The organism is Nocardioides kongjuensis, assembly GCF_013409625.1.
In the GTDB taxonomy this organism is placed as follows: Bacteria; Actinomycetota; Actinomycetes; order Propionibacteriales; family Nocardioidaceae; genus Nocardioides; species Nocardioides kongjuensis.
Genome location: NZ_JACCBF010000001.1, coordinates 738,066 through 763,161, shown reverse-complemented (window position 1 = coordinate 763,161; position 25,096 = coordinate 738,066). Strand labels below are relative to the sequence as shown.

Below are 25,096 nucleotides of genomic sequence, written 5' to 3'. Positions count from 1 at the left end.
CCCTCAGCGTGTGGGGACGTCGGCCGCCGGCTCGGTCAGCCCTACGGCCGGGCCGGCGCCCGGCGGGGTCGTGGTGCGCCTCCAGTCGGTCGGCAGCTCGATCCCGTCGAGCCCGACGCCCTGGAAGATCAGCCGGTAGGCGTCGGGATCGTCCTGCCGCTGCCGCTCGAACATGCGGTGCAGGTTGGCCCACAGTGGCGTGCTGCTCTCTGAGCCGAGGTACTCCCCCGTCGACGTGGCGGGCAGCACCTGGGTCTGCATGCCCAGCCCGGAGAGCAGCCGGCGGGCGTGCGAGTCCATGATCATCACGACGTACTCGATGTCGTTGGCGAAGGCAGCCGCGACGATGCCGTGGTACAGCGCGGCCGCGCACAGCCCGCCGCGGCCGTGGCCCGGCCGGACCGCCACCGTGGCGATGTCCCAGGTCTTGTCGAGGTCGACGCCGGCCGAGCGCGCCGAGCGCTGTCCGTCGATGCCCCACGGCGGGCGCGAGGTGTCGTTGAGGGACTTGTGCCCGGCCGGGCCCGGCCCGATGAACCGTGCGGTCGCGACCGCCTCGCCGTCCTCGGCCAGCACCGTCATGAAGCCGGTCGCGTCGAGGTAGGGGCCGTACTCGCGCTCCATCTCCTCGGCCGTGTTGCCGTAGGTCTCGAGGAAGACGTCAGCCTCGCACCGCAACGCGGCCGCGAGCTCCTCGCCGACCGGGTCGAGCACGAAGCGCAGGGGGGCGGCGCTCATCCCGCCATCTTGGCTGCCTCCACCTTGCCGCGCCAACTCCGCACCCACTGGGCGACCTCGCCCGCCGGCATCGGTCGGGCGAGGTGGTAGCCCTGCACCGTGTCGATGCCCATCGCGTCGAGCGCCGCGAGGTCGGCCGCGTTCTCGACGCCCTCGGCGACGATCCGCATGTCGAGGGCGTGCGCGAGCTGGATCGTCGAGGCGACGATCTCGCGGCTGCGGTGGTCCTCCGCCACGTTGCGGACCAGCGATCGGTCGATCTTGAGCTCCTGGACCGGCAGGTTGCGCAGGTAGGTCAGCGAGGAGAACCCGGTGCCGTAGTCGTCGATCGAGACCTGCACCCCGTGCTCGCGCAGGTCGACGAGGAGCTCGCGGGTGCGGTGCGGGTCGGAGAGGAACGAGTCCTCGGTGATCTCGAGGACCAGGCTGTCCGCGGGGATCGCGTGCTCCTCGATCGCGGCGTAGAGCTGCGGCAGGAAGGCATGTCCGAGCAGCTCGGTCGGGGCGCAGTTGACGGCCAGGCGCAGGTCGATCCCGGCATCGAGGCGTTGCCGGTGGTCGCGCAGCGCCTGCCGGGCGATCACCTCCGACAGCGCCGCCATCAGGCCGGCCCGCCGGGCCGCGGGCAGGAACGCGACCGGGCTGATCACGCCGTGCACCGGGTGGCGCCACCGCACCAGCGCCTCCAGCCCGGAGATCTCCCTGGCCGCGACGTCGAGCTGCGGCTGGTACCAGACCTCGATCTGGTCGTCCTTCAGACCCTTGCGCAGCTCCTCGGCGAGCTGCAGGCGCGAGCGTGAGAACTCGTCGAGCTCGACGTCGTACAGCGCGGCGCCGGTGCCCGAGCTCTTCGCCTGGTACATCGCGACGTCGGCCCGGCGCAGCACCTCGCCGCTGTCGTGCTCGTCGGGGCCGGCGATGGTGATCCCGATCGATCCCGACGGGCAGATCTCGATGCCGTCGACGGAGATCGGGTTGCGCAGCTCGCGCAGCACGTCGTGGGCGGTCTCCATCAGCTCGATCTCGTCGCGTCCGGCCAGGATGATCGCGAACTCGTCGCCGCCGAGGCGGGCGACCAGGTCGCGCGACTCGACCGCCTCGCGCATGCGGACGGCGACCAGCCGCAGCACCGTGTCGCCGACCTGGTGCCCGAGCGCGTCGTTGATCTCCTTGAAGCCGTCGAGGTCCAGCATCATCAGGGCGATCGGCTCGCTCGCCTCGATGGCGTCCTCCAGGCGCACCCGGACCGCGCGGCGGTTGGGCAGCTTGGTGAGGTCGTCGGTCCGCGAGAGGGCGAAGGCCTCCGTGGCGCGGTTGGCGTCGCGCAGCGCCAGCACCATCCGCCAGGCGACGGTCACCATGGTGAACGCCGCCGGCGGCAGGGTGAAGTAGGCCAGCTCGTCGTCGGGCCGGATCATCAGCACCGCGGTCGCGACCGCGCCGGCGGCCACCAGGACCGCCGTACCCGCGGCCTTGGGGACGGTCCGGATGACCGCCGTCGCCGGCCGGCAGGCGGCCGCCACCAGGAGCGCGAAGGACCCGCCCCACAGCGCGTTGCTGATGTTGGCGAAGTCGTAGGTCCGAGCCGAGGCCTGCAGCGCGAAGCCGGAGTCGGCGCACGCCAGCAGCACGAAGGCCACGCCCAGCATCACCGACTTCACCAGGTCGGTGCGGGCCTGCAGCAGGGCCTGGCCGAGCACGGCGAGGACCAGGACTCCGTCGGCGAGCGGGTAGATCAGGGCCAGCAGCAGCGGGACGCCCTCCTGCCCCGAGGCCAGCCGGATCGGGGTGATCAGCAGCAGCGAGGCCAGGCACGAGGTGCCGCCGCAGATGACGGCGATGTCGAGCCAGCCACGGGTGGGACGCAGCTGGCGCCGGTCGACGTCGAGCATGAGGTAGCCGGCCATGCCGAGGTACGAGACGAGGAAGAGCCACTCACCGGGTGCCGGGAAGTGGTGCTGCGCCGCATCGCTGCCGGAGTTGACCGACATCGACCCCAGCGCCCAGGCGGTCACGGCCGCGAGCAGCAGGAGCAGGCCGGCGCGCCGCCCGGCGTACATCCGCGCCGCCAGCGCCAGGCGCAGCAGCAGCATCGGGAAGAAGATCGTCAGCGTCGTGAGCAGGATCGACTGGCTGGACTCGGGCGCGACGGTCCGCGCCACCTGGTTCGCGACCAGGCCCAGGATCAGCCAGGCCCACGACGCCCAGGCGACCAGGCGTGCGATCCGTGCGATGGGTGCACTGCTACGTGCCACGGCGCTCGCCTCCCCTCACACGAGGACGTCCCGGTCAATCCTCACGCGGGTCCTGTCGGCAGGCCGACGCCGCACCTGACCCGAATCAGGTGAGCAATCCTAACCCGTGCCCGATCCCGCCCCGGGCGAGCGCCTCACGCCTCCAGGCTGGCGAGGACCAGCTCGACGTCGTCCGCCGACGTCCGCGGGTTGACGAAGCACAGCCGCAGCACCGTCCGGCCCGCGAACGTGGTCGGCGTGACCAGGGCCAGCCCGCTGGACCTGGCCCGGCTCGACCAGCGCCGGTAGTCGTCGGGTGCCCAGCCGCGGCGGCGGAAGAGAACCACCGACAGCTGGGGGTCGGCGACCAGCTCCAGCACGGGACTCGCCTCGATCCGCCGGGCGGCTGCCCGGGCCGCGGCCAGGCAGGCCGCGACGGCGGCCGCGTAGCCGTCCGCGCCGTTGGCGACCAGCGAGAACCACAGCGGCAGGCCGCGGGCACGACGGGTCAGGTGCACGGCGTGGTCCGCCGGGTTGTCGAACGCCTCCTCGTCGACGGGCTCGAGGTACGGCGCCCGCTGGGTGTGGGCCGCCCGGGCGGGCGCCGGGTCGCGGTAGAGCACACCGGCGCAGTCGAAGGGCGTGAAGAGCCACTTGTGGGGGTCGATGGTGATCGAGTCGGCCCGCTCGATGCCGGCGAACAACGGCCTCAGCTGCGGCACCAGCAGCCCGGCTCCGCCGTACGCCGCGTCGACGTGCAGCCACGTGCCGCGCTCCGCGCAGGTCGCCGCCAGCTCGTCCAGCTCGTCGACGACGCCGGTGTTGGTCGCGCCCGCGGTGGCGACCACGGCGACCGGCGTCGCCGGCAGCTCGTCGAGCACCGGCTTGAGGTCGGCCGCGCAGAGCCGGGTGTCGGGTGCTCCGACCGTGACGACCGTGCACCCCATGATCCCGGCCGCTGCGGCGACCGAGGAGTGCGCCGCCCCGCCGGCCACGATCACGTCCGGCAGCGACCCGTCGGCGCGACGACCGGCGTGCCGCGCGGCGACCAGGGCGCTCAGGTTGGCCAGCGACCCGCCGCTGACGAAGACCCCGTGGGACTCGGGCGGATAGCCGGCCAGGTCGCACAGCCAGCGTGCCGCCGCCCGCTCCGCGCGGACGACGGCTCCCGCCTCGAGCTCGCTGCCGCCGTAGACCGACGCCGCCGAGAGGACCGCGTCGGCGAGGACGGCGGCGGTGGTCGGCGCGCCTCCGACGAACGCGAGGTAGCGGGGGTGGTCGGCCGGAAAGGCGGTCGGCAGGACCTGGTCGCGCAGCATCCGCCACGCTGCCTCGACCCCGACGCCCGATCCGACGACGGGCCCGACGACGGGCGGCAGGGACGGGGCTCCGGCGCTCGGCGTGCCCGCGGGATCCGTCAGCCGGTCGACGACCCAGTCGAGGACCTCGCCGAGCACCCGGCGGTCGTCGTCGGAGAAGGCGTGCACGTCACTGCGTCGGCACGTCCGCGTCCAGCTCGGCCAGCCACGCGGCCGGGCTGGCGTCCGACGGCATCCGCCAGTCGCCGCGCGGCGACATGGTGCCGCCGGGGCTGACCTTCGGCCCGTTGGGCAGCGCCGAGCGCTTGAACTGGCTGCTGAAGAAGCGCCGGACGAACACCTCGAGCCACCTGCGGATCGTGGCGAGGTCGTACGACGCCTCGCCGCTCCCCCACGCGTGGTGGGCCAGGAACGCGATCTTGCTGGGCCGGTAGCCGCGGCGCAGCACGTGGTAGAGCGTGAAGTCCTGCAGCGCGTACGGGCCGACCGAGTCCTCGGTGCGCTGCTCGCCGCCCGGGATCAGCTCGGGGGTGATCTCCTGCTCGAGGATGGCCTGCAGGACCTGGTCGGCCTCGTCGTCGTAGTGCCCGTCGTGCAGCTGGTCGGTGTCGATCACCCAGCGGATCAGGTGCTGGATCAGGGTCTTCGGGACGCCGGCGTTGACGTTGTAGTGCGACATCTGGTCGCCGACGCCGTAGGTGCACCAGCCGAGCGCCAGCTCGGAGAGGTCGCCGGTGCCGAGCACGATCCCGCCGCGGTGGTTGGCGAGCCGGAACAGGTAGTCGGTGCGCAACCCGGCCTGGACGTTCTCGAAGGTGATGTCGTAGACCGGCTCGCCGTCGCTGAACGGGTGGCCGAGCCCCTCGAGCATGGTCCGTGCGGCCGGCGTGATGTCGAGCTCCTCGAAGGTGCAGCCGAGCGCCTGGGACAGCCGGGTGGCGTAGGACTTGGTCGTGTCGCCCGTGGCGAAGCCCGGCATCGTGAACGCGTGGATGTCGCTGCGTGGGCGGCCGAGCCGGTCCATCGCCTTGGCGGCGACGATCAGCGCGTGGGTCGAGTCGAGGCCGCCGCTGACGCCGATCACGATCTTCGGCTGGCCGATCGCGGAGAGCCGCTGCTCGAGGCCGGAGACCTGGATGTTGTAGGCCTCGTAGCAGTCCTGGTAGAGCCGCACCGGGTCGTCGGGGACGAACGGGAAGCGAGCGACCTCGCGCCGCAGCCCGATGTCGCCGGCCGGCGGCTCGAGCTCGAACTCGACGCGGGTGAAGTGCGACGGCTCGACGCCCTCGGCGACGCGGTTGTCGTCGAAGGTGCCCTGCCGCATCCGCTCCTGGCGCAGCCGGTCGAGGTCGATGTCGACGACCGTGGCCCGCGGCCCGTCGGGGAACCGCTCGCTCTGCCCGAGCAGGTCGCCCATCTCGTAGACCATCGTCTGTCCGTCCCACGACAGGTCGGTCGTCGACTCCCCCTGGCCGGCGGCGGCGTAGATGTAGGCCGCATTGCAGCGCGCGCTCGCGCTGCGCGCGAGCAGGTGCCGGTCCTCGGCCCGCGCGATCGTGATCGGGCTGCCCGAGAGGTTGGCGAGCACGGTCGCGCCGGCGAGCGCGGCGCTCGCGCTCGGCGGGATCGGCACCCACATGTCCTCGCAGACCTCGACGTGCAGGTCGAGGCCGCGCACGTCGGAGGCCGAGAAGATCAGGTCGTTGCCGAACGGCACCTGCTCGCCGTTGAGCTCGATGCTGTCCTCGGCCGCGCTCCGGGTCGCGCCGGCGGCGAACCAGCGGGCCTCGTAGAACTCGCGGTACGTCGGCAGGTACGACTTCGGCGCGACGCCGAGCACCCGCCCGCCGTGGATGACCACCGCGCAGTTGAAGACCCGGTTGCCGCTCGCCAGCGGCGCCCCCACCACGAGCACCGGCCGCAGGTCGGCCGAGGCGACGGTGAGGTCGAGGATCGCCTCGCGCACCGCGTCGAGCAGTGTGTCCTGGAGGAAGAGGTCGTCGACGGCGTACCCGGTCAGGCCCAGCTCCGGGAACACCGCGACCGCCACCCCGTCGTCGTGCAGGGCACGCGCCTGCTCGAGGACGCGCGCGGCGTTGGTGGCGGGGTCCGCGATCGCGACCGGGAGGGTCACCGCCGCGACCCGGGCGAACCCGTGGGCGTAGGCCGAGTAGAAGTCCACGAGGCGAGTCTAGGGAAGCGGGCCGCACACGCTCGGCGATGAGTCCTGGTCCCCGCGCGGGTCCTTCCACGCATGAGCCTCGCGAGCAGCCACATCCAGCCCTGCCTGTGGTTCGACGACCGGCTGGAGGAGGCCGCCCGGTTCTACACCGCGATCTTCCCGAACTCCTCGATCACCCACCTCGGCCCGGTCGCCGGCGAGTTCACCCTCGACGGGCTCACCTTCCGCGGCGTCAACGGCGGCCCCGAGATCGCCTTCTCCGAGGCGGTGTCCTTCTCGATCGTGTGCCGCGACCAGTCCGAGGTCGACTACTACTGGGACTCACTCACCGACGGCGGCCAGGAGTCGGTGTGCGGGTGGCTCAAGGACCGGTTCGGGCTGTCGTGGCAGGTCGTCCCCGTCCGGCTGCACGACCTGCTCGCCGACCCGGACCAGCGGCGGGCGCAGGCCGCCAGCCGGGCGTTGCTGGGGATGCGGCGCATCGTCGTCGCCGAGCTCGAGGCGGCGGCCGACGCGGCCGGCTCGGCGGGCTCGGGGTGATGGAGCACACAGCGCGCGCGAGCGTCGTACCGGACTAGCCTCGTCAGTGCCCGTCAACGAACGTGGACCCACATCGGTGGGCCGCGAGTCACCAGGAACGGAGCTCGACGATGAGCAGCACCACCCCCGAAGAGACCGCCCCGTACGGCGGCGGCACCGCCCCCGCGGCGGCCCCCGGATCCGCGCCGATCAGGCGCGTCCGCACCCACCACCTGCGTGAGCTCAAGCAGCGCGGCGAGCGCTTCTCGATGCTCACCAGCTACGACCAGCTGACCGCGCAGGTCTTCGACGAGGCCGGCGTGGAGGTCCTCCTCGTCGGCGACAGCGCGTCCAACAACGTCCTCGGCAACAGCACGTCGATCCCGGTCACGGTCGACGAGCTCCTCCCCCTGACCCGCGCGGTCAGCCGCTCGGTGTCGCGCGCCCTCGTGGTCGGCGACCTCCCGTTCGGCTCGTACCAGGCCTCGCCCGAGCAGGGCTACCTGACCGCCGTCCGGTTCATGAAGGAGGGCGGCGCGCACTGCGTGAAGCTCGAGGGCGGCGTCGAGATGGCCCCGCAGATCGAGAAGATGACCCGCGGCGGCATCCCCGTGATGGCCCACATCGGCTTCACCCCGCAGTCCGAGCACGCCCTCGGCGGCTACCGGGTCCAGGGCCGCGGCGACGCCGCCGAGCGGATCCTGCGCGACGCGCTCGCCGTCCAGGACGCCGGTGCGTTCTCCGTCGTCATGGAGATGGTCCCCGGCGACGTGGCCGCCGAGGTCACCGCCAAGCTGGAGATCCCCACCATCGGCATCGGCGCCGGCAACCAGTGCGACGGCCAGGTCCTCGTCTGGCAGGACGCCTTCGGCCTGCGTACCGGCAAGCTGCCGCGCTTCGTCAAGCAGTACGCCGACCTGCGCTCGGTGCTCCTCGACGCCGCCAGGGCCTACGACTCCGAGGTGAAGTCGGGCGCGTTCCCGGCGCCCGAGCACACGTTCTGACCCCGGTACCCGGTTCGGCCCGGTTCCGACCGGTTTGCGGACGGCGGGGCGGCGTACCGTCCCGTCATGCGTGCGCGTCCCGCCGTCCTGCTCGTCCTCGCCCTCGTCGCCACCGTCCTCGCCGCAGCACCCGCCCGCGCGGCGGCGTTGCGGGTGGAGGTCGTGGCCACCGGGCTGGACCACCCCTGGGAGGTGGCGGTCCTCCCGACCGGTGACCTGCTGGTCACCCAGCGCGACCGGAGCCGGTTGACCCTGGTCGACCCCGCGTCGGGAGCGAAGCGCGACCTGGCCTTCCCCTCCGCGCAGGTCTGGACTCGCGGCGAGACCGGGCTCCTCGGGCTCGCCGTCGACCCGGCGTTCACGGCCAACCGCCGGATCTACACCTGCTCGGGCTGGCGTGCCGACGACGGCTCCCACGACATCCGGGTCAACGCGTGGACCCTCGATGCGGGCCTCACCGCCGCGACCCTGGTCGGCCCTCTCGTCACGGGCCTGCCGCCGAGCCGCACCGGCCAGCACGGCGGGTGCCGCCTCCTCGTGGCGGGCGACGGATCCCTGCTGGTCGGCACCGGCGACGCCAAGCGCTCCCGCGTCCCGCAGGACCGCCGCTCGCTGGGGGGCAAGGTGCTGCGCCTCGACCGCCTCACCGGTGCCCCCGACCCCCGCAACCCGTGGGCAGACCGCTCCGGGAAGCGCCGCTACGTCCTCACCTGGGGCCACCGCAACGTCCAGGGCCTGGCCCAGCGCGCCGACGGCTCGCTGTGGTCGGTCGAGCACGGCACCGACCGCGACGACGAGGTCAACCTGCTCCGTCCGGGCCGCAACTACGGCTGGAACCCGGGCCCCGGGTACGACGAGTCCAGGCCGATGACCGATCACCGCCTCCCCGGCAGGCAGTACGCCGCCCGTTGGCGCTCCGGGTATCCCACGATCGCGCCGTCCGGCGCCGACTTCGTCGCCGGCCCCGGCTGGGGACGCCTCGAGGGCTGCCTCGCCGTCGCGGTGCTCAAGGGCCAGCGGCTGATGTTCGTGAAGCTCGACGACCGCGGCCGGGTCCGCTGGACCCGCGCCCCGCGCTCGCTGCGGGGCCACGGGCGGCTGCGCGACGTCACCGCCGCCCCCGACGGATCGCTGCTCCTCACCACCGACAACGGCGGCGGGCGCGACGTCGTACTGCGGGTCCGGCCCGCGTGAGGCTCAGGCCAGCCCGCGCCGGGCGAGCAGCGGCTCGATCGGCGCGGGCCGGCCGCGCCACTCCTCGTAGGACTCCAGCGGGTCGCGGGTGCCGCCGATGCCGATGACGTGGCGCAGGTAGGCCTCGCCGTTCTCGCGGGTCAGCCCGCCGCTCTCGCCGAACCACGCGACGGTGTCCGCGTCGAGGACCTCGCTCCAGATGTAGGAGTAGTAGGCCGACGCGTAGCCGGAGCTGAAGCTGTGGGCGAAGTACGGCGTGGAGTAGCGCGCCGGCACCGCCGGGTTGTCGAGCCCGGCGGCGGCGAGGGCACGCTGCTCGAAGGCGGCGACCTCCTCGACCGACGTGGGCACCTCGTCGGGGCCGAGCTCGTGCCAGGCGAGGTCGATCAGCGCGGCGGCGAGGTACTCGCTCGTCGCGAAGCCCTCGTTGAACGTCTCGGCGGCGCGCAGCCGCTCGACGACGTCGCCCGGGATCGGCTCGCCGGTCTCGTGGTGGACGGCATAGCTGGCGAGGACCTCGGGCCACAGCAGCCACATCTCGTTGACCTGCGAGGGGTACTCGACGAAGTCACGGAAGACGGCGGTCCCGCCGAACTTGGGGTACGTCGCCCGGGCGAGCAGCCCGTGCAGCGCGTGGCCGAACTCGTGGAACAGGGTGCGGGTCTCGTCCCAGGTCAACAGCGTCGCCTCCCCCGCGGCCGGCTTGGGCACGTTGAGGTTGTTGACGACGACGGAGGTGTCGACGCCGAGCAGGCCCGACTGAGTGACGAAGCTGCTCATCCACGCACCTCCGCGCTTGGTGTCGCGGGTGTAGAGGTCGAGCAGGTAGAGCCCGATCGGCGTACCGTCGCGGCTGACCTCGAAGACGCGGACGTCGGGGTGGTAGCCGGGCAGGTCGGGACGCTCCTCGAAGGTGAGCCCGTAGAGCCGGCCGGCGGCGAAGAAGACGCCGTCGCGCAGGACCCGCTCGGCCTCGAACCACGGGCGCAGTGCGGCCAGGTCCACGTCGTAGCGCGCACTGCGGACCCGCTCGGCGTAGAAGGGCCAGTCCCACGGCTCGACCGGGAAGCCGGCGAGATCGGACATCGCGTCCTGCTCGGCGCGGGCGTTGCGGGCAGCAGGGACGGCGAGCCGCTCGAGCAGGGAGCGCACCGCCTGCGGCGAGCCGGCGGTGTTGTCGGCGGTCACCGCGGCCGCGTGGTTCTCGAAGCCGAGCAGCCGCGCGCGCTCGGAGCGCAGGCGCAGGATGTCGAGGGCGGTGGCGCGGGTGTCGTGCGGGCCACCCCGGCTGCCCCGGCTGCGCTGGGCCTCGGAGAGGCGTCGGCGCAGGTCGCGGTCGGTGAGCGAGGCGAGGTGGGGGTGCGCCGTGGGCAGCACCAGGGTCAGCAGGTGGCGCCCGTCGAGGCCCCTCGCCTGCGCCGCGGCGGCCGCAGCGGACAGCTCCCCCGGCGTCAGCCCGTCCAGCGTCGCCGGGTCGTCGACGACGACGGCGAGGTCGTTGCTGTCGGCCTGCAGCGCCAGCTCGAAGGCCGTCTCCTGGCTGGAGATCCGCTCGTTGAGCTCGCGCAGCCGCGCCTTGTCGTCCTCGCCGAGGGCGGCTCCGGCCAACCGGAGCTCGGTGACGTAGCGCTCGACGAGGTACGCCGACTCCGGGTCCAGGGCCGCGCGGTCGGCGTACACCTCCTGGAGGCGGACCCACAGCGCCGGGTCGAGCAGGATCGCGTCGCTGTGCGCGGCGAGCCGGGGCGCGAACGCGGCGCGGACCGCGTCGATGTCGGGGTTGGCGTCGGCGCTGGCCTTGTTCCAGAACACGCGCAGCACCCGCGCCAGCGTGGTCCCGCTCAGCTCGAGCGGGACCAGCGTGTTGGCGAAGGTCGGCGCCGCCGGGTCCGCGGTGATCGCGGCGACCGCGGCGAGCTGCTCGGCCATGGCGGCCTCGATCGCCGGGGCGTAGTCGCCGTCGTCGATGTCCTCGAACCGCGGCAGCTGGTGGGGAAGGTCGCTGATCCCGAGAAGTGCGTCCGTCGTCACGCCCTCACCCTAGGAGGTCGGGCCAGCCTCCGGAGTGGGTTCAGCGGTGGGCTCGGTCGACGGCTCCCCGGTCGGCGCGTCCTCGGTCGGCGCGTCCCCGGTCGGCGTCTCGTCGGCCGGCGGCTGCGGGTCCGGGGTGGGCTCGGGCGTCGGCGTCGGCGTCGGGGCCGGCGTCGGCTCGGGCGACGGCTCGGGGTCCGGGTCCGGCACGGGCTGCTGGTCGGGCTGCGGCTGCGGCTGGGGCTCGGTCGACGGCGGGACCTCCGGCGCGGCGGGCTCCGCCGGCTCCGGCATCACCGGCACGATGCCCAGCGCCGAACGGGTGCGGGCCAGTGCCGCCTCGACCCCGGTGCAGCCGCAGTCGCCGGGCAGGTAGATCGGCACGGTCACCGGTCCGCCCACCAGGGCGGACATCGCCGTCGTCTCGGCCTGGTACTCGTCGACCAGACGACGCACCGTGCGCGCGAAGTGCGGGGTGGCGTCGTAGGCGTGCAGCGCCTTGCGCAGCGCCTTGGGGCGCGTCAGGTCCTTGCCGCTGGCACAGAGCAGGACTGCGGCGCCGAGCGTGGCATCGTCGAGGTCCTGCACGTTGCGCACCCCGTCGCCGTCGGCATCGACCGCGACCTGCGACCAGGTCTCGGGCAGCAGCCCCATCGGGCCCACCGGCGCATCCCAGCGCGGGTTGCCGTCGAGGTCGCCGGCATCGGTGTCGGAGACCTCGCTGCGCCCGCCCCTGCCGTTCAGCGGGCGACCGACCAGGGCCGGCTTGATCCGGCCCTTGACGGTGATCCGGTGGCCGAGGTCGTCGCCCTGGCCGTGGTTGGACGCGAGCCGCCCGATCGCGGCCAGCACCAGCCAGTCGAGGTTGCAGGGCGCGGCGGCGTCGATGACCGTCGCAGCCCGCTGGTACGCCGCGACGGCTGCTGCCGGTGCGTCGACCAGCCGGTCGCCGTCCCCCTCCGTCGTGGAGACGTTGCGGATCACCGCCTCCCGCGCCGCGGCACCGGGCTCGACGGCGGCCGGCGGCGCGCTCGCAGGTGCGTCCGGTGCCGTCGTGGTGTCGCCGGTGGCGGCAGTGACACGGTCCGCACGAGTGTGCGAGGACGTGCGACGGCCGACCACTCCGGTCGTGGTCAGGACGACGGCGATGGCCGCTAGCACCGAGATGATCGTGATGGCCCGACGGACACGCTGCCCGCCACGCCCGGTGGCGACCCCCATGGTCCACCTCTTCCTGGTCTGGGGCCTCCAGTGTTCTCCGAGGAATGGGGTCGCGCAGCCGAATCGACCGTTCTTCACCAGATGCGGTGCAATTCGTCCCCAAGATGGGTGAGAGGATGCGCCGGTGGCCGACCTGATCTTCCGTACCGGGACGATGGACGCCGGCAAGTCGACCCTGGCCCTGCAGACCAACCACAACCACGCCGCCCGCGGGCGGCGGGGCCGGTTGTTCACCAGCCACGACCGCGCCGGCACCGCGATGGTGTCCTCCCGGCTGGGCCTGGTGGCCGACGCCGAGGAGGTCGGCCCCGAGCTCGACTTCTGGCGCTACACGGTCGACGCCCTGACCCAGGGCGCGCGGATCGACTACTTCATCTGCGACGAGGCGCAGTTCTACACCGCCGAGCAGATCGACCAGCTGGCCAAGGTCGTCGACGAGCTGCAGATCGACGTGTTCTGCTTCGGCATCCTCACCGACTTCCGCACCCGCCTGTTCCCCGGCGCGGCCCGCCTGGTCGAGCTGGCCGACCGCACCGAGGTGCTCCAGGTCGAGGCACTGTGCTGGTGCGGCAAGCGCGCCACCCACAACGCCCGCACGGAGAACGGCGTGATGGTCACCGAGGGCGAGGTGATCGTGGTCGGCGACGTCGACCCCACCGAGCACCCGCCGGTCGCGGTGGACGAGGTCGACGTCGCCTACGAGGTCCTGTGCCGCCAGCACCACCGACGCGGCATGACAGCGGCCCGGGCGCGGGCCGTCAGCCTGTCGCCCGAGCCGCTGCCCTTCACCTGATCAGCAGGCGCTGTAGGCCCGGGTCGCCTTGGCCTTCTTGCCGTTCTCCAGCTTCGCGACCACCTTGATCGAGGTCGTCCCGACGGGAATCTTCTTCAGCTTCAGCGGCTTCTTGGAGATCTTCGAGGTCTCTGCGCTTTCTTCCCACCCGCCTTGACCACGACCGAGTCGACCTTCTTGCGGCCCTTCCTGGTGAACTCGGCGAGGGCCTTCCGGTCGACGCAGCCGTACTGGTAGGGCAGCGACAGGTACTTGGTCGCCTTGCCCGTCGCGGGCGCGTTGGCAGTGCCGCCCTGAAGGATCGAGACGTTCCAGGTGGCAGGGAGTCCGAACGCGATGATCTCGATCCTCACCTGGTCGCCGACGGCGAACACGACGTCGTCCAGGTCGAGGATGCCCGCCTCGATCTCGGTGAGCTCCGGCGTGTCATCGTCGGTCGCGTAGTCAGCCGCGACGCAGACGCCCGTTGCGGTAGGCGTAGATGGCGAACGGAGTGACTCCCGGAGGCGCACCGCCCGCGGTGCCGGAGAAGTGCTCGTCGGCGTGCGCCGGGGCGCCGACGGCGAGCGGAAGCAGGACGGCAGCTCCGAGCGCTGCCAAGATGTGGGGGGTCTTCATGGCATCGACGCCAGGGGCTGCCGTCCGTGCTGTCTCGCTTTCGGCAAACGGTCTCAGCAGGCGCTGTAGGCGCGGGACGCCGTCTTCTTCTTGCCGCTCCTGAGCTTCACGACGACGTCGAGGGTGACGGCGCCCTTCGGGATGCCCGTGAGCGCCACGCCCTTCTTGACGGCCTTGCGCACCTTCGCGGCCTTGACCTTGGCGACCTGCTGGCCGTTGGCGGTGAGGACGATCGAGCGGATCTTCTGCTTCTTGGCTGCCTTCCCCGTCGCCTTCGTCAGGGTCGCGGTCGCGGTACCGGTCGCGCACACCACCTGCTCGGGCAGTGCGACGTACTTGGTCGCCGTGCCGCTCGCGCCGGTGTTCGCGGATCCGGGCTGCGACACGGTCAGGCTCCAGCCCTGCGGCACGTACTCGGAGTAGATCCGGACGACGACCTGGTCCCCCTTGCTGATCGGCACGTCCACCAGGTCGAGGCGATGGAGGTCGAAGTCGTCGCTTCCGTCGTAGTCGAAGTCCGCGGCCACGCACACACCGTTGCGCAGCACGACGAAGATCACCTGGTTGCGCGGCACCCCGGTCAGCGCGAACGTGCGCGGGCCGTCCGTGGTGGAGGTGAAGGCCACGGCGTCGTAGTTGAACGGCTTGTAGGTCGTCCCCTTGCCGCTGTCACACTTGTCGGTTTCCTGGTTGGGACCCGCCACCTTGGCCGCGGGGTCGCTGGCGGTCACCTGACCCGACCAGCTCTGGTCCGCGTAGGCGGCGGGGACGGAAAGTGCGACCGGAGCAAGGGTCACGGCGCACAGCACCGCGAGAGCCCGAGAGATTTTCATGGGCGCACCCTAGAGCGGGGTTCTCAGTCGACGAGCACCGGGATCAGCATCTCGTCCGGCGTGAGCGAGCCGTGCATCCCGATCAGCTTGTTCTCGTAGGGGAACCCGTCGGTCGACAGCACCGCGAAGTCACCGCGGCAGGCGACCACCACGTCGCCGATCCGCGGCAGCACGCCCGGATCGACCGGACCGAACCAGCCGCGGCCGATCGCCTCGGACCGGCTGAGGACCTCGGCCCGCTCCCCCAGCCGCTCGCGCCAGGTGGCGACGACGTCGGGCACCGCGCCGCCGGTGCAGTAGAGGTGGCGGAACCGCGCCTCGCCGCCCACGAGCGCGACGCCGGAGCGCAGGTCGTCGTCGGTGGAGACGTCGAGCCGTGACGCCGCAGGTACGTCGACCATGCCGTGGTCGGCGATGACGACCAGCCGTCGGTCGGCGGGCAGCGCCTCGCGCAGCTGCTCGGCCTCGTGGTCGATCATGGCGAGCTGCTGCAGCCACTGGCTCGAGGCGACGCCCCAGCGGTGGCCGGTCCAGTCCAGGTCGCCGTCATAGACGTAGGTCAGCGTGGGCTGCCGCGACGCCGGCGCGGAGGCCGCGACGACGGCGGCGATCCGCTCGCCGACCCGGTCGACGCCGACGTAGTCGGCGCCGCGGTGGGCCGCGACGGTCAGGCCGCTGCCGTTGAACTCGCGCTTGTTGACCACCGTGACCCGCACGCCGGCGGCCTGCAGCGACGAGAACGTGGTCTGGTGCGGCTGCCACTGCACCGGGTCGATGTCGGCGTCCCAGACCAGCGCGTTGAGGAGGTCGTTGGTGCCGGGGATCCGGGTGGTGAACCCGACCAGGCCGTGCGCCCCCGGCATCAGCCCGGTGCCGAGCGTGGTGAGCGAGGTCGACGTGGTCGACGGCACGCTGGCGGTCGCGGGTGAGGAGGTCTCGAGCAGCGCGGAGAGGTAGGGCGCCGCGTGCGCGTACCTCTCGAGCAGCTGGGCACCGAGCCCGTCGATCAGGAAGACGACGTACGACGCCGCGTCGGGCAGCACCAGCCCGGTCGGGGCCGGGCCGAGCGGGCTGCCGAGGGCGATCGCCGCGGCGGGGACGATGTCGCCGAGCGAGCGGACGCCGTACGCCGGCTCGCAGAAGGCAGCGACCTCCACCCGGTCAGCCCCGGGTCAGCGCCGACAGCGACGCCGCGAACGACAGCAGCCCGCCGACCGCGTCGGTGCCGTCGGCGGCGGCGGAGACGCGCAGCGAGAAGTCGTCGGAGGACATCGTGCCGGTGTAGCCGTGGTCGGCCTCGCACTGCGGGTCGTTGCAGCCGGCCGGCTCGAGGTCGACCCGGTTGACCGCGCCCCAGCCGATGGTGAGGACGGCCTCCGCGGGAGGGCGCGGCCCGGCGGTCGGGTTGGTCGTCATGCGCGTGACCACGACGGAGTCGACCGAGCGCAGGCTGACCGCCTCGGTCGAGGTGGACGTGTACGGCTCGGGCAGCAGGTCGTCGCCCGCGTGCTCGTCGGTGTGCGCGAGGATCAGCCGCGAGGGGGTCAGGACGACGACGGTCTGGTGCCGGCGCACCTCGTCGCGCTCGAAGGTCGGCTCGTGGTGGACGTAGTAGGACACCACGGCCTCGCCGGCGACCGCGTCGACGACCGCGTCGGCGACGACCTCCGGGTAGTAGCCGGTGCGGTTGATCGCAGCGCTCAGCTCGGCGCTCCGGTCCCGGTCAGTCATGGCCGCATCCTCGCACGCCCGCCGCCGGCGCCTGCGGAGGACCACTCACTCGGGGATCGTCGTGACCAGGTCGGGCATCCGGCGCACCAGTGAGTCCGGCCGCGGGTCCTTGACCGCAGCGACCCGCGCCGACGCGGTGAGCACGGCAGCCGAGTCGACGCCGGCGAGCACCAGCGACAGCTCCAGGGCGCTGACCTGCGGCAGGTCGCCCTGCAGGGCGGCGACCTTGGTGATCAGCTCCTCGATGGCCGACACGTCGACGGGATCGGCGCCGCGGTAGCCGAACAGCAGCGGCGAGCTCTTCACCTCGCGCACCATCCCGGAGACCTCGTGGGCGCTCAGCGGCGGGATCCGGTACGACCAGTCCCCCAGCAGGTCGATGACCGGCCCGGAGATGCCGAAGGACACGACCGGGCCGAACAGCGGGTCCTCGAAGGACCGCACGGAGATGGGTACGCCGGTCGGCGCGTTGCGCTGCACCACGAACCGCCCGACGCCGGGGTCGATGAGTCCGGCCAGGTAGTCCCACGCCTCCCTCATCTCGGGCCCGTTGGGGATGTTGCGCCACACGTGGATCTGGTCGGGACGCTCGCGGACCGAGGCCAGCGTCGACTTGAGCACGACGTCCCAGCCGAGCCGCTCGCCCGCGGCGACGGCCGCGTCGACGTCGGCGACCGGCTCCGAGGGCCACAGCTCGATGCCGTAGGCGTGCAGCAGCGCACGCACCTGGTCCTGGTCGAGCTCGACCTCGCGGTCCGCCGCGACCACGTCGGGGTCGGCCAGGACCCGGTCGACGAGCCGCCGGGCGCTGCGCGCGTCGACCTCGCCGGCGTCGGCGGCCGGGCCGTCGGGGGCGTGCAGCCACACGGCGTACTCCACCACCCGGGCCAGCGCCCGGACCGCCGCCTCGACCGCCGGGTACGACGGCACCGAGCCGCGTCCCGCCGACGAGCCCGCGACGTCGGGGACCCGCAGCAGCTCGGGGATTCCCTCGGCGCCGAGGAAGGACGAGACGAGCGGCTTGTCGGACTGCTCCCCCACGGCCGCCAGCACGTTGGCGACCTCCTCGCCGGACACGTCCAGCGGCGGGATGTAGACCGCGATGACCGAGTCGACGTCGGGATCGTCGATCGCGTCGTCGAGGGCGTCCTCGAAGTCCTCGGCGGTGGCGTCGGCGCCCAGGGCGACCGAGCGGTTGACGACCAGGCCGACGGCGGACGCGGCGTCGGCGGCGAGCAGGCCCAGGGCGTCGGAGTTCCCGACGATCGCGACCCGGCGTCCGCGCGGCAGCGGCTGGTGCGCCAGCAGCTGGGCGACGTCGAACATGTCGTCGAGGGTGTCGACCTGGATCACGCCGGCCTGGCGGAACATCGCGTCGACCGCGGCCTGCGGGGCGCCGATCCGGCGCACCGTGTGACCCATCGGCACACCCTGCGTCGTACGCCCGGAGCGGACCGCGACGATCGGCTTGCGGGCCGAGACCCGCCGCGCGATGCGGGAGAACTTGCGCGGGTTTCCGATCGACTCGAGGTACATCATGACGACCTCGGTGGCGTCGTCCTCCTCCCAGTACTGCAGGAGGTCGTTGCCGGAGACGTCGGCACGGTTGCCCGCGCTGACGAAGGTCGAGATGCCGAGGCCACGGTTCTTGACCTTCTCGAGGATGGCCGAGCCGAGCGCACCGGACTGGCAGAAGAAGCCCGCACGGCCGCGGGCCGGCATCACCGACGACAGCGAGGCGTTGACCTGCACGGCCGGCTCGGTGTTGATGACACCCAGGCAGTTGGGACCGATCAGCCGCAGCCCGTAGGACCGGCACAGCCCGGCCAGGTGGCGCTGGCGCTTGCGCCCCTCCTCGCCGGTCTCGGCGAAGCCCGAGGAGATGACGATCAGGCCGTGCACGCCCTTGTTGGCGCAGTCGAGCACAACGTCGGTGACCGCGTCGGCCGGGACCGCGACGATCGCGACGTCGACGTCGTCGGGGACCTGGTTGACGTTCTTGTACGCCGGGAAGCCCGACACCGCGGGCGCGCTGGGGTTGACGACGTGGACCCGGCCGGTGAAGCCACCGTTGACCAGGTTGCGGACCAGGACCTGGCCGATCGTGTCCTGGCGGCGACTGGCACCGATGATCGCCACCGAGCGCGGGTGGAAGAACCGGTCGATCGACTCGGCCTCGGCGGCGTGCTCGCGGTCTCGCATCACCCCGATCGCGGTGTCGGTCGGGTCGATCGGGAACTCGAGGGTGATCACGCCGTCGTGGTAGCCGCTGACCACCTTGTAGCCGGCGTCGCGGAAGGTCTGGATCATCCGGGAGTTGTCGGGCAGCACCTCGGCGGTGAACCGGTCCACCCCGCGCTCGCGACCGGCCTGGGCCAGGTGCTCGAGCAGGAGCTGGGCGATGCCGCGGCCCTGGTGCTCGTCCTCCACGAGGAAGGCGACCTCGGCCTCGCGGTTCTCGACGACGTCGTACCGGCCGACGGCGATCATCCGCTCCTGGAGGATCAGCACGAGCGCGACCCGGTCGCGGTGGTCGACGTGGGTGAACCGGCGTACGTCGCGCTCGGAGAGCACCGGCATCGGCGAGAAGAACCGGTAGTACTTCGACTCGTCGGAGACCCGGGCGTAGAACTCGACGAGCAGCTCGTCGTCCTCGGGACGGATCGGCCGGATGTGCGCCGTACGCCCGTCGCGGAGCAGGACGTCGCCCTCCCAGTGCGCCGGAGGCGCCTCGATCTCGTCGGTGGGGGTCGGGTCGCCGGGGCTCACAGGGAGAAATCTATCGGGTCGCCCGCGAGCCCCCGGTCGGCTTGTCGGGGGCACCCGGAAGAATGCCCCCCATGGCACGGCGTACCAAGCAGGAACCCCTCCCGGAGGACTTCGAGGAGCACATCCTCGACACCGACATCCGCGACGAGATGCAGTCGTCGTTCCTGGAGTACGCCTACTCCGTCATCTACTCCCGTGCACTGCCCGACGCGCGCGACGGCCTCAAGCCCGTCCAGCGCCGGATCCTCTACACGATGAACGACATGGGCCTGCGGCCCGACCGGGGGCACTCCAAGTGCGCCCGCATCGTCGGTGAGGTCATGGGTCGGCTGCACCCCCACGGCGACGGGGCGATCTACGACGCGCTGGTCCGCACCGCCCAGCCGTGGGCGCTGCGGTTGCCGATGGTCGACGGCCACGGCAACTTCGGATCGCCCGGCGGCGAGGACCCGCCGGCGGCGATGAGGTACACCGAGGCGCGGATGGCGCCGCCGGCGGTGGCGATGACCGAGTCGATCGACGAGGACACCGTCGACTTCAAGCCCAACTACGACAGCCGCGAGTACGAGCCCACGGTGCTCCCCTCGGCGATCCCCAACCTGATCGTCAACGGCACGACGGGCATCGCGGTCGGCATGGCGACCAACATGGCGCCGCACAACCTGGTCGAGGTGGTCCAGGCGCTGCGCCACCTGATCCAGCACCCCAACACCGACCTCGACGGGCTGATGCGGTTCATCCCGGGCCCCGACCTGCCCACCGGCGGCAAGATCGTCGGCCTCGACGGCATCCGCGACGCCTACGAGTCGGGGCGCGGCATCTTCAAGATGCGCGCCACCGCCCGCATCGAGACGATCGGCCGGCGCAAGGGCATCGTCGTCACCGAGCTGCCCTACAACATCGGCACCGAGAAGATCGTCGAGCGGATCAAGGTGCTCGTCCAGTCCAAGAAGCTGCAGGGCATCGCCGACATCAAGGACCTGACCGACCGCGACAATGGCCTGCGCCTGGTCATCGAGGTCAAGAACGGGTTCGTGCCCGAGGCGCTGCTCGAGCAGCTCTACAAGCTGACCCCGCTCGAGGACTCCTTCGGCATCAACAACGTCGCCCTCGTCGACGGCCAGCCCCGCACGATGGGCCTCAAGGAGATGCTCGAGGTGTTCCTCGAGCACCGCTACGACGTCGTGCGCCGCCGCTCGCAGTTCCGCCGCAACAAGAAGGCCGCCCGCCTCCACCTCGTCGACGGCCTGCTGCTGGCGCTGCTCGACATCGACGAGGTCATCCAGGTCATCCGCACCAGCGACAACTCCGCAGCCGCCAAGGAGCGGCTGATGAGCGTCTTCGAGCTCTCCGAGGTCCAGGCCGAGTACATCCTCGAGATGCAGCTGCGCCGGCTCACCAAGTTCTCGCGCCTCGAGCTCGAGAAGGAGCAGGAGGAGCTGCGCAAGGAGATCGAGGAGCTGGACGCGATCCTCGCCGACGAGGGCCTGCTCAAGAAGCTCGTCTCCAGCGAGCTGGCCGAGGTCGCCAAGACGTTCGGCACGCCGCGTCGTACCGTCCTGCTCGAGTCGGCCGGCACCACGGCGGTGGCCGCTGCGGCCACGCCGCTCGAGGTCGCCGACGACCCGTGCTTCGCGCTGCTGTCCTCGACCGGACTGCTGGCGCGCACCAGCAACGCCGACGAGATCGGCACCGGCGGCGGGCGGGCCAACCACGACGTGGTCGTCTCGGCCGTGCGTACGACCGCCCGCGCCGACGTCGGCGTGCTCACCTCCGCCGGGCGCCTGATCCGGCTCGCGGTGCTCGACCTCCCGGCGATCCCGCCGTCGGCCAACGAGCCCAACCTGCAGGGCGGCCTGCCGCTCACCGAGGTCCTCGAGCTCGCGCCCGGTGAGCGGGCGCTCGCGCTGACCACCCTCACCACCGAGGGCCCCGGTCTCGCGCTCGGCACGAAGCAGGGCGTGGTCAAGCGGGTCAACCCCGAGGTGATCGGCAAGGACGAGTGGGACGTCATCGCCCTCAAGGAGGGCGACGAGGTCGTCGGTGCGGTCGAGCTGCGCACCGGGCAGGAGGAGCTCTGCTTCGTCACCTCCGACGCCCAGCTGCTGCACTACCCCGCCGACTCCGTGCGTCCGCAGGGCCGCTCCGGCGGCGGCATGGCCGGTGTGCGCGTGGCCGACCGCGAGCGGGTGGTCTGGTTCGGCGTGCTCGACCTCAACTCCCCGGGCGGCGTGGTGCTGGTGACCTCCTCCGGCTCGTCGACCGCCCTGCCCGGCACCGAGCCGGGCTCGGTCAAGGTGACCGACTTCTGGGAGTACCCCGCCAAGGGTCGTGCCACCGGCGGCGTGCGCTGCCACCGCTTCCTCAAGGGCGAGGACACCCTCGTCTTCGCCTGGGCCGGGCCGGCCCCCGCGCGTGCGGCCGCCGCGAGCGGTGCCCCGGTCGACCTGCCCGAGGCCAACGGGCGGCGCGACGGCTCCGGCGTGCCCGGCAGCCAGGCGCTCGCGGCGGCGGCTGGTCCGCTCGCCGTGACCCTGGGTGTGTCAGGGTGAGCGCATGACGACCCCGACCCGCGTGGCCGCCGGCCTGCTCTCCGCCATCGTCGCCGTCGGCGGCCTGACCGCCTGCTCGGGTGACGACGGCGGCTCGAAGGCCGCGTCGTGGTCCGAGGCCGGCGCGAAGGCCAAGGAGCTGCTCGACGACACCAGCGGCATCGAGGTCTCCCTGTCGACCGGCGACGACCCCGGCACCGACTACCTCTCGGCCGCGAGCGGCACCATCGTCGCCGACCCGCCGGCCTTCGAGGGCACCGTCGCCGGCCGGGTCAGCGGGTTCGAGGCGAGCTCGATCGACGTGGTCTCGGTCGACGGCACGCTGTGGATCGACGCGCCCGTGATCGGCTGGACCGACGAGTACCAGCCGGCGAAGCTGTGCGCCCCCGACCCGGCGAAGCTGCTCGACCCGTCGACCGGCGTCTCGACCGTGCTCACCAGCAGCACGGGGGTGAAGGCCGGCAAGTCCGAGCGAGGCGGCAAGGACAACAAGGAGATCTTCCACACCTACGCCGGCACCGCCACGGGCGACGCGATCCGCAAGATCCTGCCGTGCGCCGAGGGAGACGACTTCGAGGCGACGTACCGCCTCGACGACAAGGGCTACCTGCGCACCGCGCGGCTGACCGGCGTCTTCTTCAAGGACTCCGAGCCGCTGACCTACACCATCGACGTCACGAGGTACGGCGTCACGAAGGACATCTCGGCTCCCCGGTGAGCCCTGCGATGAGCACGGCGAACCGGCTGCTGCTGGCCTTCTGCACGCTCGCCGTGGCGTTCGCGGCGGTCGACACCTACGTCGTCGTGCTCGCGCTGCCGGACATGATGGCCGGCGCCGGCATCCCGGTCGAGGAGCTCCAGCGGGCAGCGCCGATCGTCTCCGGCTTCCTGCTGGGGTACGTCGCGATCCTGCCGCTCGTGGGCCGGATCGCCGACCTGCGCGGCCAGGTGCCGGTGCTGGCGATGTCGCTCGTGGTGTTCTCCGCCGGCTCGCTGGTCACCGCGATCTCCTACGACCTGCCGAGCATGGTCGCCGGCCGCTTCCTGCAGGGCGTCGGCGGCGGTGGGCTGGTCCCCGCGACCATGTCGCTGGTCGCCGCCCTCTACCCGGTCGAGCGGCGCGGGCTCCCTCTCGGCATCGTCTCGGCGGTCCAGGAGTTCGGCAGCGTCCTCGGCCCGCTGTTCGGGGCCCTCGTGCTCTCCTTCACCTCCTGGCGCGGGATCTTCGCGATCAACCTCGCCGTCGGTGCGCTGCTGGTCGTCGCGGTCGGCCTCGTGAGCTCGTCGGGCAGCCGCCGGAGCGACGAAGGGACGGAGACGGCGTATCGAGACGCCCGCCGACACCTCGACCGCACCCTCGGCGTCCTGCTCCTCGCCGCGACCCTGGTCGCCGGCTTCCTCACCTTCGTCGAGCCCGGCAGCCTGCAGCGCGACCTCGCCTGGGGCCAGCTGTTCATCCCGTACGTCGACGGGGGCAGTCGCTGGGTCACCCCGGTCGGCATCGCAGCACTCGCCGCCTTCGTGCTGCTGGTGGCGTGGTGCTGGTTCCGGCCGCGGGCGCTGGTCGACCTGCGCGGCTGGCTCGGCCACCTGCTCGCCGCCGACCTGCCCGGTGCGGGCCTGCTGGCGATCGTCCTCGGCGGCATCGTGCTGGCCTTCGCGACCGCCGACCCCGAGGTCGCGGTCTTCTCCCCCCAGGGACCGTGGTTCCTCACGGGCTCGGCCGTGGCGGCCGTGCTGCTCGTGGTGCACCTGCGCCGGGCCGACGCCCCGATCGTGCCCCGCGGCGCCCTGCGCGCGGTCCCCGCGTGGGGGTCCCTCGTCGTCAGCTTCCTCGTCGGCTGGGCCCTGATCGCGGCCCTCGTCGACATCCCCCTGTTCGCCCGCACGACCACCGAGAAGGAGTCCCAGCTCGGCGCGGCGCTGGTCCTGCTGCGCTTCCTGGCCGCGCTGCCCGTCGGCGCGGTCGTGGGCGGCTGGCTGCTGCGCCGTACCAATGCGGGGGTCCTCACCGCCGTCGGCATGCTCGCCGCGAGCGGCTCCTTCCTGGTGATGGGCCAGTGGGGCGCGCACAGCCTCGACGGGTTCGCGTCCAACGTCCCGCTGGTCGTCGGGGGCTTCGGCTTCGGCCTGGCCCTCGCGCCCGTCAACGCCGCGATCCTCGCCAGCACCGACGACGACGCCCACGGCCTCGCCAGCGCACTGGTGGTCGTGGCCCGGATGGTCGGCATGCTGGTCGGGATCTCGGCGCTGACCACGATCGGCCTGCGCCGCCTGTACGCCGAGCGCGCCGCCGACCCGAGCCTCGGCATCAGCGAGCTCGGCATCCTGCAGGAGCAGGCGGTGTTCCGCGGTGCGTCCGCGGCGGCCTTCGCGGCCGCCGTGCTCGCCCTGGCAGTGTTGTCGAGAGCACACACCCGGGACGTGGACACCGCCGAGGTGCTGCGCGCCGGGGGCTAACCTGAGGCTCATGGGTGACTTCGACGATCTGCTGAAGGCGAACCGCGACTACGCCGAGACCTTCGACCAGGGCGGGTTCGACGGCAAGGCCCATGCCGGTGTCGCGATCGTGACCTGCATGGACTCCCGCATCGACCCGCTGCGGATGCTCGGCCTCGACTACGGCGACGCCAAGATCTTCCGCAACCCGGGTGGCCGCGTCACCGAGGCCGCCCTCGAGGCGCTCGTGCTCGGCGCCCACCTGCTCAACGTCGACCGGATCCTGGTCATCCCGCACACCCGCTGTGCGATGGCGTCGAACAGCGAGGCCGAGATCCACGACAAGATCGGCGCCGCTGTCGGCCAGGACGTCACCTGGCACGCCTTCCACGTGATCGAGGACCAGAAGCGGAGCCTGGCCGAGGACGTCCGCAAGGTCACCTCGCACCCGCTCATCCCCGACTCGGTCAAGGTCGGCGGGTTCATCTACGACGTCGACACGGGCCTGCTGTCCCAGGAGGTCTGAGGCCTCCTACAGCAGGTCCCGCAGCCGCTGGTCGACCAGCGCACCGGGCAGGTCGCCCAGGCTGCGACCGAGACCTGCGAGGTCGCCGAGTGCGGTGATCCGGTCGAGCAGCGCCGTGGCGGTGCCGACCGGGTCGCTGCCGAGCGGCACGTCCATCAGCAGCGGGCAGTCGACGGCGCCGCCGTCGGGCTCGGGCGGCAGTGCACCGGTCCAGCAGCCGACCTCGAGCCGCAGGGGCGCGGTCGGGCCGACGCCGTCGGCGAGCACGTCGACGTACCAGAACAGCTCGCCGACCGGGATCCGCAGGTGACCGCGCCGGGTCTTGGCGCCGCGTGCCTTGAGCAGCTTGACGACGGCGGTGCGGTCGGCGGCGCTCATGGCCTCATGCTGGCA

Annotated in this window: 21 protein-coding genes; 8 read left to right on the top strand and 13 right to left on the bottom strand. The window is 72.4% G+C overall.

Annotation, left to right across the window (positions count from 1 at the left end; genetic code table 11):
• Positions 1 to 3: 3 nt before the first annotated feature.
• The 4 genes from BJ958_RS03630 to BJ958_RS03615 form a co-directional block, all read right to left on the bottom strand.
• Entirely contained in the window at positions 4 to 738 is a 735-nt protein-coding gene (locus tag BJ958_RS03630) for a hypothetical protein (protein WP_179725582.1), read from the bottom strand.
• Positions 735 to 2,993, bottom strand: a complete 2,259-nt coding sequence (locus BJ958_RS28925; RefSeq protein WP_179725581.1) for an EAL domain-containing protein — start codon at positions 2,991 to 2,993, stop codon at positions 735 to 737. The genes BJ958_RS03630 and BJ958_RS28925 overlap by 4 nt, the downstream gene beginning before the upstream one ends.
• A 134-nt stretch (positions 2,994 to 3,127) precedes the next feature.
• Positions 3,128 to 4,459, bottom strand: coding sequence for an aminotransferase class I/II-fold pyridoxal phosphate-dependent enzyme (locus BJ958_RS03620; protein WP_179725580.1), 1,332 nt, complete (start codon positions 4,457 to 4,459; stop codon positions 3,128 to 3,130).
• Position 4,460: 1 nt separating this feature from the next.
• Complete coding sequence (locus tag BJ958_RS03615) at positions 4,461 to 6,473, bottom strand: NAD(+) synthase (RefSeq protein WP_179725579.1); 2,013 nt, start codon at positions 6,471 to 6,473, stop codon at positions 4,461 to 4,463.
• Positions 6,474 to 6,545: 72 nt separating this feature from the next.
• Between BJ958_RS03615 and BJ958_RS03610 the strand changes: the two genes are divergently transcribed.
• The 3 genes from BJ958_RS03610 (at position 6,546) to BJ958_RS03600 (ending at position 9,190) form a co-directional block, all read left to right on the top strand.
• The gene (locus BJ958_RS03610) at positions 6,546 to 7,013 is read left to right on the top strand and encodes a VOC family protein (protein ID WP_179725578.1); all 468 of its coding nucleotides are present in this window, start codon (positions 6,546 to 6,548) and stop codon (positions 7,011 to 7,013) included.
• A 110-nt stretch (positions 7,014 to 7,123) separates the two neighbouring features.
• The gene (gene panB, locus BJ958_RS03605; RefSeq protein WP_179725577.1) at positions 7,124 to 7,996 is read left to right on the top strand and encodes a 3-methyl-2-oxobutanoate hydroxymethyltransferase; all 873 of its coding nucleotides are present in this window, start codon (positions 7,124 to 7,126) and stop codon (positions 7,994 to 7,996) included.
• Between the two features lie 66 nt (positions 7,997 to 8,062).
• A complete protein-coding gene (locus BJ958_RS03600) occupies positions 8,063 to 9,190 on the top strand; it encodes a PQQ-dependent sugar dehydrogenase (RefSeq protein ID WP_179725576.1) in 1,128 nt (375 codons plus the stop codon).
• Between the two features lie 3 nt (positions 9,191 to 9,193).
• On the opposite strand, the gene BJ958_RS03595 is transcribed toward BJ958_RS03600, so the two are convergent.
• The gene (locus tag BJ958_RS03595; protein WP_343052550.1) at positions 9,194 to 11,221 is read right to left on the bottom strand and encodes a M3 family metallopeptidase; all 2,028 of its coding nucleotides are present in this window, start codon (positions 11,219 to 11,221) and stop codon (positions 9,194 to 9,196) included.
• Between the two features lie 9 nt (positions 11,222 to 11,230).
• Positions 11,231 to 12,442, bottom strand: coding sequence for a hypothetical protein (locus BJ958_RS03590; RefSeq protein ID WP_179725575.1), 1,212 nt, complete (start codon positions 12,440 to 12,442; stop codon positions 11,231 to 11,233).
• A 124-nt stretch (positions 12,443 to 12,566) separates the two neighbouring features.
• Between BJ958_RS03590 and BJ958_RS03585 the strand changes: the two genes are divergently transcribed.
• Positions 12,567 to 13,235: a thymidine kinase gene (locus BJ958_RS03585; RefSeq protein WP_179725574.1), complete on the top strand. Its 669-nt coding sequence runs from the start codon at positions 12,567 to 12,569 to the stop codon at positions 13,233 to 13,235.
• A 101-nt stretch (positions 13,236 to 13,336) separates the two neighbouring features.
• On the opposite strand, the gene BJ958_RS03580 is transcribed toward BJ958_RS03585, so the two are convergent.
• The 6 genes from BJ958_RS03580 to BJ958_RS03555 form a co-directional block, all read right to left on the bottom strand.
• Complete coding sequence (locus BJ958_RS03580) at positions 13,337 to 13,609, bottom strand: hypothetical protein (protein WP_179725573.1); 273 nt, start codon at positions 13,607 to 13,609, stop codon at positions 13,337 to 13,339.
• Positions 13,610 to 13,679: 70 nt separating this feature from the next.
• Positions 13,680 to 13,853, bottom strand: coding sequence for a hypothetical protein (locus BJ958_RS03575; protein WP_179725572.1), 174 nt, complete (start codon positions 13,851 to 13,853; stop codon positions 13,680 to 13,682).
• A 53-nt stretch (positions 13,854 to 13,906) separates the two neighbouring features.
• A complete protein-coding gene (locus tag BJ958_RS03570) occupies positions 13,907 to 14,686 on the bottom strand; it encodes a hypothetical protein (RefSeq protein ID WP_179725571.1) in 780 nt (259 codons plus the stop codon).
• Positions 14,687 to 14,709: 23 nt separating this feature from the next.
• Entirely contained in the window at positions 14,710 to 15,843 is a 1,134-nt protein-coding gene (locus BJ958_RS03565) for an alkaline phosphatase family protein (RefSeq protein WP_179725570.1), read from the bottom strand.
• A 4-nt stretch (positions 15,844 to 15,847) separates the two neighbouring features.
• The gene (locus BJ958_RS03560) at positions 15,848 to 16,417 is read right to left on the bottom strand and encodes a DUF5998 family protein (protein WP_179725569.1); all 570 of its coding nucleotides are present in this window, start codon (positions 16,415 to 16,417) and stop codon (positions 15,848 to 15,850) included.
• Between the two features lie 45 nt (positions 16,418 to 16,462).
• Positions 16,463 to 19,186: a GNAT family N-acetyltransferase gene (locus tag BJ958_RS03555; RefSeq protein WP_273516839.1), complete on the bottom strand. Its 2,724-nt coding sequence runs from the start codon at positions 19,184 to 19,186 to the stop codon at positions 16,463 to 16,465.
• 71 nt (positions 19,187 to 19,257) lie between these two features.
• Between BJ958_RS03555 and BJ958_RS03550 the strand changes: the two genes are divergently transcribed.
• Genes BJ958_RS03550 through BJ958_RS03535 form a run of 4 tightly spaced genes read left to right on the top strand, consistent with a single transcriptional unit; the run spans position 19,258 to position 24,703 of the window.
• Positions 19,258 to 21,738, top strand: coding sequence for a DNA gyrase/topoisomerase IV subunit A (locus tag BJ958_RS03550; RefSeq protein WP_179725568.1), 2,481 nt, complete (start codon positions 19,258 to 19,260; stop codon positions 21,736 to 21,738).
• Positions 21,739 to 21,742: 4 nt separating this feature from the next.
• Positions 21,743 to 22,456 carry an LppX_LprAFG lipoprotein gene (locus BJ958_RS03545; RefSeq protein WP_179725567.1) on the top strand — a complete coding sequence of 238 codons (714 nt, stop codon included), beginning with the start codon at positions 21,743 to 21,745 and terminating at the stop codon, positions 22,454 to 22,456.
• A gap of 8 nt (positions 22,457 to 22,464) precedes the next feature.
• Positions 22,465 to 24,198, top strand: coding sequence for an MFS transporter (locus BJ958_RS03540; RefSeq protein WP_179725566.1), 1,734 nt, complete (start codon positions 22,465 to 22,467; stop codon positions 24,196 to 24,198).
• Positions 24,199 to 24,208: 10 nt separating this feature from the next.
• Positions 24,209 to 24,703, top strand: a complete 495-nt coding sequence (locus BJ958_RS03535) for a beta-class carbonic anhydrase (protein ID WP_179725565.1) — start codon at positions 24,209 to 24,211, stop codon at positions 24,701 to 24,703.
• Positions 24,704 to 24,709: 6 nt separating this feature from the next.
• Here BJ958_RS03535 and BJ958_RS03530 read toward each other — a convergent pair whose 3' ends face one another.
• Positions 24,710 to 25,081, bottom strand: coding sequence for a hypothetical protein (locus tag BJ958_RS03530; RefSeq protein WP_179725564.1), 372 nt, complete (start codon positions 25,079 to 25,081; stop codon positions 24,710 to 24,712).
• Between the last annotated feature and the right edge of the window lie 15 nt (positions 25,082 to 25,096).

Excerpts from the sequence above, each read along its gene's own strand:
- BJ958_RS03630 (WP_179725582.1), bottom strand. The coding sequence starts at position 738 with ATGAGCGCCGCCCCCCTGCGCTTCGTGCTCGACCCGGTCGGCGAGGAG.
- BJ958_RS03575 (WP_179725572.1), bottom strand. The coding sequence starts at position 13,853 with ATGAAGACCCCCCACATCTTGGCAGCGCTCGGAGCTGCCGTCCTGCTT.
- BJ958_RS03535 (WP_179725565.1), top strand. The coding sequence starts at position 24,209 with ATGGGTGACTTCGACGATCTGCTGAAGGCGAACCGCGACTACGCCGAG.
- BJ958_RS03550 (WP_179725568.1), top strand. The coding sequence starts at position 19,258 with ATGGCACGGCGTACCAAGCAGGAACCCCTCCCGGAGGACTTCGAGGAG.
- BJ958_RS03530 (WP_179725564.1), bottom strand. The coding sequence starts at position 25,081 with ATGAGCGCCGCCGACCGCACCGCCGTCGTCAAGCTGCTCAAGGCACGC.
- BJ958_RS03545 (WP_179725567.1), top strand. The coding sequence starts at position 21,743 with ATGACGACCCCGACCCGCGTGGCCGCCGGCCTGCTCTCCGCCATCGTC.
- BJ958_RS03560 (WP_179725569.1), bottom strand. The coding sequence starts at position 16,417 with ATGACTGACCGGGACCGGAGCGCCGAGCTGAGCGCTGCGATCAACCGC.
- BJ958_RS03600 (WP_179725576.1), top strand. The coding sequence starts at position 8,063 with ATGCGTGCGCGTCCCGCCGTCCTGCTCGTCCTCGCCCTCGTCGCCACC.
- BJ958_RS03540 (WP_179725566.1), top strand. The coding sequence starts at position 22,465 with ATGAGCACGGCGAACCGGCTGCTGCTGGCCTTCTGCACGCTCGCCGTG.
- BJ958_RS03570 (WP_179725571.1), bottom strand. The coding sequence starts at position 14,686 with ATGAAAATCTCTCGGGCTCTCGCGGTGCTGTGCGCCGTGACCCTTGCT.
- panB (WP_179725577.1), top strand. The coding sequence starts at position 7,124 with ATGAGCAGCACCACCCCCGAAGAGACCGCCCCGTACGGCGGCGGCACC.
- BJ958_RS03610 (WP_179725578.1), top strand. The coding sequence starts at position 6,546 with ATGAGCCTCGCGAGCAGCCACATCCAGCCCTGCCTGTGGTTCGACGAC.
- BJ958_RS03590 (WP_179725575.1), bottom strand. The coding sequence starts at position 12,442 with ATGGGGGTCGCCACCGGGCGTGGCGGGCAGCGTGTCCGTCGGGCCATC.